Origin of the sequence: Streptomyces caniscabiei (assembly GCF_014930365.1) — a bacterium.
In the GTDB taxonomy this organism is placed as follows: Bacteria; Actinomycetota; Actinomycetes; order Streptomycetales; family Streptomycetaceae; genus Streptomyces; species Streptomyces caniscabiei.
Genome location: NZ_JABXWI010000033.1, coordinates 79297 through 85401, shown reverse-complemented (window position 1 = coordinate 85401; position 6105 = coordinate 79297). Strand labels below are relative to the sequence as shown.

Genomic DNA, 6105 nt, shown 5'->3' with positions numbered 1-6105 from the left:
GGGTCCCTCCGCGCTCCGCGCGGAGCAAGCGAACCACCGCGCTGCGCGCGGTGGTTGCGCTCCCGCTCCGCGGGAGCGTTGGCGGGGTGCTGCGCACCCCGCGCAATCCCGGTGCGTAGCACCGGGATTGCCGGTCCGTTCGCTGCGCTCCTGGACCGGCGGGACTCTGTCCCGCTATCCAGGCCTTCGCTTCGCTCCGGCCTGGCCGGCGGGTCCGCTGCGCTCCCCCGCCTGGCGGTCCTTCCGGCTGCGCCTCCAGGACCGTGGGCCCGCTAGCGCGGGCCTGGCTGGCAACAGGGGTGGGTGCTCGGCAGGGGTGGTGACAGTTCGTCACCACCCCTTCTTCGTGGGGTCAGCCTCTGCGTGCCCAGCCGGTGCCGATTCCGGCCACGTGCAGGGCCAGGGCCATCAGTCCAAGCAGCATCACGTTCACTGAAGAGAACACGTCGTTGGTGCTGAGTTCTGCCGCGTTGATCAGAAACGACAAGAAGAACAGCACCGCCGCGACTATGCCGAGCATGAAACGAGCTCCTCTCATAGGGGGTGACGCCCGTATGCCCGGTCACTGCGTCGGTAGACCCCATGGCAGCGCCTCCGGCCCACTGGGGGTCGGACTGTCCGGGAGGTCCGAGGTGCAGCGCAGGTCTGCGGTGACGAGGGAGTCAGAGCCTGTGCCTCGTCGGCGGGACGGTGCGGGGATGTATCCCTGGATGAACTTGATTACGGTCGGTGCATCAAAATGAGGTACTGCTAGACTCTGGAATTACTGGCCCCCATGGATAGGTAGCCATCGGTCGTGGATGACACTGCATATGTGCGTCAGTGGGGCGAGGAAATAGCTCGACTCGCGAAGGAATTCTCCGCTGGCTTCGAGGCCGCGCGGGGTTACCCGCCTGGAGAGCAACTCAGAGGGAAGCCGGCAACTACCCCAACCGGCTCACTGGCGCGGTTCATGACACGGTGACAGTCTTCGGCACGGACGGCGGAGGAGGCATGTACTCGATCAGCCGTACCAGCGGCTGCGTCTACCGCCTCACACTCGGCGCCCTCACCGGCGGCAGCTACCACCTCAACCCCGGCGGCTACCACTGCGATGCCCCGGATCTCAGAAGCTTCCTCGAACAGCTGCGCACCCACCTGACTGAAGCCGTCTCGGCGCAGCGCGCTGCGCGCTCGCGACGGGGGCGAAAATAATCCAGGAGAAAGGAAGTCCGGTGGAGAGGAAAACCCTCCGTCCCCACCAAAGAGAAGCCGTCGACGCGATTGTCAGAGCACTGGAACTTCCTGCAAGATCCATTGTGTCTGAGCGTGGGCTCCGGACTCAGGTGATCATGGCGACCGGAACCGGCAAGACTCTTGTCGCCACACGGAGCGCGGAGGAACTCCGAGCGGGCCGAGTGCTGGTGCTCGTGCCCTCCCTCGACCTGCTTGCCCAGACCGAAGCCGCGTGGCGCGAGGGAGGCCGCACCGGGCCGATGATCGGGGTCTCCTCCCTGCGCGGGAGCGAGGTGTCCTTCCCCAACACCACGGACGTGGACGAGCTGGTCGACTGGGTGCGGCCGTTCGACCGCGTCACCGTGTTCGCCACGTACGCCTCCCTCGGACTGGGCACCCTGGAACGGGCCCACGCCGCCGGCCTTCCGGGGTGGTCCCTGATCGTCGTGGACGAGGCGCACAGGGTTTCGGGCAGGATCGGCCGGCCGTGGGCGGTCGTCCACGACAACACCCGCATCCCCGCCCTCCGCCGCCTCTACATGACCGCCACCCCCCGGCTGTGGCAGCTCGACGAAGACCAGGAGCAGCGGGGCGCGCCGGGCGAACTGGTCGCGAGCATGGAAGACTCCCCCGACTCACCCTTCGGCAGCCGCTGTTACACGTTGACGCTGTCCGAGGCGATCGACAGGGGAATCTGTGCGCCGTACCAGGTGGTGTGCGTGGACATCACCGATACCCAGCTCCAAGCCGCCATGCTGCTCGGGGCCGAGGGCCGGTCGGACCAGGTGCGCGGGGCCCGCCTCGCCGCGCTCCAGACGGCGCTCGTGAAGGCAGCCTCGGGGGAAGGCTTTTGCCGCACGCTCTCCTTCCACCACCTGGTCAAGGAAGCCGAAGCCTTCGCGGCCGGTCTTCCCCACATCACCAAGCGGCTGCACGACGCGGACCCGGAGCTGTACCCGCGCACGGTATGGGCCGACTGGCTCTGCGGCGACCACAAACCCAGCCACCGGCGGCGGGTTCTCAGGGAATTCGCCGACGGGATCGCCATGGACGGCACGGTCGTCGAGAAGGGCTTCCTGAGTTCTGTGAGGGTGCTGGGCGAGGGCGTTGACACCCGGGAATGTGACTCTGTGTACTTCGCCGACGTACGCGGCTCCATGCCCGACCTCGTCCAGGCCGTGGGCCGCGCGCTGCGGATGCAGCCCGGCGAAGGCAAGACGGCCAGCCTCGTGGTGCCCGTGCTGCTGGGGCCCGGAGAGACGGGCGACAACATGCTCACCAGCCGGGCCTACGGCGGCCTGGCCAAGCTTTTGGAAGCGCTCAGGGCGCACGACACCCGTGCCGTGGAGGCTCTGGCACAGCCGCAGGCGCCAAGCCGTGTCCGAGGCGTACAGAGCCGTAATGCAGACCAGGAGGGCGAGGGAGCCGAGAGTGACCGAAGCGACCGACTGTCGGTGGCAGCCAGGGAGCTGCTGAAGTTCTCCACGCCGCGTGACCCCGCGCAGCTCGCCGCCTTCATCAACCTGCGCGTCCTCAACCCCGAGCACGCCCACTGGCGGCGCGGCATCGAAGCCGCCGTCGTCTATGCCCGCGAGGTGGGCAACCTGAAGGTGCCGTTCACGTACCGGGTGCCGACGGGTGAGGAGGCTCAGGCTGAGGGGTGGCCGGCCACGCTCGCCGATTTCCCCCTGGGGCAATGGATCGCCGACGCCAGACGCTTCTACACCCGCGGGACGCTGGACGAGGACCGCGTCGCGCAGCTGGAGCGCCTCGGCATGGTCTGGTCGCACTACGACGTCGCCTGGGAAGAAGGCCTCGCCGCAGCGCGCGGATGGGCAGCCGAAGCAGGCCACCTCCTGGCCCCGCTGGACGCCACCTACCAGGGGTACCGGGTAGGGATCTTCCTCAAGAACGCCAGGGCCGCCGCGCGGAAGGCCGCCGAGATCGAGCAACGGCGTGCCAAAGGGCTCCCGGTCGGGTCGTCGTCCGGCGCGCTGTCGGAGGAACGGCGTGAGCAGTTGGACGAGATCGACCCGTCGTGGTGCCCGGCCTGGCCGGTGGAGTGGCAGCGCGCCTTCCACCTCGTCCGGCTGCACCTGGAGGAGGGCGGCGAACTGCCCACCGAGCCGGGCAAGGTGCTGGTGCAGTCCGAGGACCTCGGACGGTGGGTGCGTGCCCAGCGTCTGGGCTGGGACAAGCTCACCACCGTGCAGCAGTGGATGTGTGAGCAGGTCCTCGGGATCACCCCCGCCACTGAGGAGGAGAAGCCGAAGCCGCGTCGTACACAGGCCGACAAGTGGGCGATGAACTACGCGGCCGCCAAGCAGTTCTACGAGCGTGAGGGGCACCTTGGCGTGCCGAGGCAGCATGTCGAGCGGATCGTCATCGGCGACGGAGACGGCGACAGCGGCAAGGACCAGGAGGAGCGGGAACTCCGCCTCGGGGCATGGGTCGGGAATCAGCGGAGCAGGGCCGCGACGCTGACGCCGGAACGGATGGAGCAACTGTCCGCCATCGGCATGCGCTGGACATAAGGGGCGGGCAGCGGAGGGCTGTGCGCGGATAGCAAGCCTCGCCCGGCTTGACCCCGTGTACCGACCGTATCGTGGAGCGTTCATTTTGCGTACCAAGTGCGTACGGATGGCATTGGGGGGCAGTGGGCGCCTGTTCTCCCCTCCCGCCCGCCTACTGGCTCATTGCTCCCGGGGTTACCGCAAGCGGGGAACCTGCCCTGCCCTGCTACCAGGGCCCTCTGTGCAGGTGGCCTACGGGGCTGGCGGATGCGGGGCAGTGAGATACGGGGCGAGTTGGGCTTCAAGGTCTGCGGTGCGTCTGTCGAGGAAGCGGTTGTTCTGGCGGGCACTGGCCAGCCTCTCTTGCACCTGCTGGTTGTCCTGGGTGAGCTGTCGTACTTGCTGCTTCAGGGTGGTGTTCTCGGTGACGATCCGCTGAAGTGACCCTTCAGGGATCGTGCTCGAGGTCTCGGATCTTGCCAAGGAGTTCTGCGATGTGGGTGCGCTGGGTGCGGATCTCGCGCTGGGCCTGGGCGAGTGCCTCTTCGGCGTTAAGGGCTCGTTCTCTCCAGGCTGGCTGTGTACGACTGCGGCCGTTGGCGGACGCGCCGGGATGGGATGTGCTTGGGCGGGCGGCCTGTTCGATAAGGGCTCTGGCCTGCTGGTTTTGATAGAGGAAGGTGCGTGAGACGCGGGCGGTACGGGCGAGGGCTGCGACGGTGATAGGCGTATGGTCGCGTGCCGTGGCAGCCAGGGCGGTCTGGAGGCGTTCGAGCATCTCTTGGGTGGCGTGGCGGCGGGCTTGGACGGCCGCGTCGGTGCGGGAAGTGCTCATGGCTGTCCTGTGGTGTCGTCGGGGGCCTGCAGCGCTGCGAGGTCTCGGGCGCGGAAGGCAGTGCTCCAGGTGCGGTGGAAGTAGTCCTGGGGGCGCCGCAGGTCGAGGGGGTCACGTCCGCTGGAGTGGTGTATCGACGGCCACTCGGTGATCTCGTTTTGAGGCTATGCGGTGAGTTCGGTGGGCAGGGTGGTCTCGTCGTTTTCTGACTCGATCGGGTGGAGGCGGGCCTTGGCGAGGAGTTCACGGCCCATGTAACGGCGGGCCTCGGTCCACTCGTCGTTCTGCTCGGCCAGGACCGCGCCGACGAGCCGGATGACGGCGGTGCGGTCGGGGAAGATGCCGACCACGTCGGTGCGGCGGCGGATCTCCTTGTTCAGTCGCTCCTGCGGGTTGTTCGACCAGATCTGCCGCCAGATCTCGCGCGGGAACGCGGTGAAGGCCAGCAGGTCGTGCTGAGCGGCGTCCAAGTGGGCTGCTGCCTTGGGGAACTTGGCTTCCAGGGCGTCCAGGACGTGCCGCATCTGGGCCCTCACGGCGTCGGTGTCGGGCTGTTCGAAGACGGTTCGCAGCAGGGTGGCCACCCATGGCTGGGCGGACTTGGGGACCTGGCTCAGCAGATTCCGGGCGTAATGCGTGCGACATCGCTGCCATGATGCGCCCGGCAGGACCGCGCCGATCGCGTTCACCAGGCCGGCGTGGGCGTCGGAGACGACCAGTTGGACGCCGGACAGGCCGCGGGCGACGAGCGGGCCCAGGAAGGCGAGCCAGCCCGCACCGTCCTCGGCCGTGGCGACGTCGATGCCGAGGATCTCGCGGTGTCCGTCCGCATTGACGCCGACGCGATCAGCGCGTGGACGTTGATGATGCGGCCGCCCTCGCAGATCTTCTGGGTCAGTGCGTCGACCCAGACGAACGTATAGGGGTCAGCGTCCAGAGGCCGGTTGCGGAACGCGGCGACCTGCTCGTCCAGGTGCTTGGCCATCGCGCTGACCTGGGACTTCGACAGCTGGGTGACACCGAGAGACTCGGCGAGTTTCTCGACCCTGCGGGTGGAGACGCCCAGCAGGTAGGCAGTGGCGACGACCGAGATGAGGGCCTGCTCGGCCCGCCGCCTGCGTTCCAGGAGCCAGTGCGGGAAGTAACTGCCCTGGCGCAGCTTGGGGACGGCGAGTTCGACGGTGCCGGCCCTGGTGTCCCACTCGCGTGGGCGGTATCCGTTGCGGTGGTTGACGCGTTCGTCGCTGACCTGCCCGTATTCGGCATTGCAGAGGGCATCGGCCTCTGCGGACATGAGCGCATCGGCGAACGTCTTGACCATCGCGCGCAGCAGATCGGGACTCGCCGCGGCGAGGTTGTCCTCGGCGAGGGCGTGCAAGGGCACACTGTCAGGTGCGGTCATCGTGCTGATCTCCTTCGAGGCTTCGACACTTCGAAGATCAGCCGGTGGCCGTTCGTCTATGCGGGCACCACCCCGATGCCGGAGCAAACCCCCGGATCAGGCCGAACCCGTACACCACTTCCCTGGACGCAACCTCCTCT

4 protein-coding genes and 1 pseudogene are annotated in these 6105 nt (G+C 67.9%); 2 read left to right on the top strand and 3 right to left on the bottom strand.

Translation table 11 applies throughout. The annotated features are described in order from the left end of the window. Positions 1-352: 352 nt before the first annotated feature. Entirely contained in the window at positions 353-520 is a 168-nt protein-coding gene (locus tag HW837_RS46160) for a hypothetical protein (protein ID WP_086783676.1), read from the bottom strand. Between the two features lie 473 nt (positions 521-993). Between HW837_RS46160 and HW837_RS46155 the strand changes: the two genes are divergently transcribed. After that, on the top strand, positions 994-1194 hold the full coding sequence (locus HW837_RS46155; protein ID WP_045558305.1) for a hypothetical protein: 201 nt from the start codon (positions 994-996) through the stop codon (positions 1192-1194). Between the two features lie 20 nt (positions 1195-1214). Beyond that, positions 1215-3749 carry a DEAD/DEAH box helicase gene (locus HW837_RS46150; protein ID WP_193381967.1) on the top strand — a complete coding sequence of 845 codons (2535 nt, stop codon included), beginning with the start codon at positions 1215-1217 and terminating at the stop codon, positions 3747-3749. A gap of 427 nt (positions 3750-4176) precedes the next feature. Here HW837_RS46150 and HW837_RS49435 read toward each other — a convergent pair whose 3' ends face one another. Then, the gene (locus HW837_RS49435) at positions 4177-4563 is read right to left on the bottom strand and encodes a DUF6262 family protein (protein WP_237270695.1); all 387 of its coding nucleotides are present in this window, start codon (positions 4561-4563) and stop codon (positions 4177-4179) included. Between the two features lie 164 nt (positions 4564-4727). Next, positions 4728-5965 (bottom strand): annotated as a pseudogene (locus HW837_RS46140) (IS256 family transposase). Positions 5966-6105: the final 140 nt, after the last annotated feature.

Bases quoted from the DNA above. Each gene is read 5' to 3' on its own strand.
- HW837_RS49435 (WP_237270695.1), bottom strand. From the start codon at position 4,563: ATGAGCACTTCCCGCACCGACGCGGCCGTCCAAGCCCGCCGCCACGCC.
- HW837_RS46160 (WP_086783676.1), bottom strand. From the start codon at position 520: ATGCTCGGCATAGTCGCGGCGGTGCTGTTCTTCTTGTCGTTTCTGATC.
- HW837_RS46155 (WP_045558305.1), top strand. From the start codon at position 994: ATGTACTCGATCAGCCGTACCAGCGGCTGCGTCTACCGCCTCACACTC.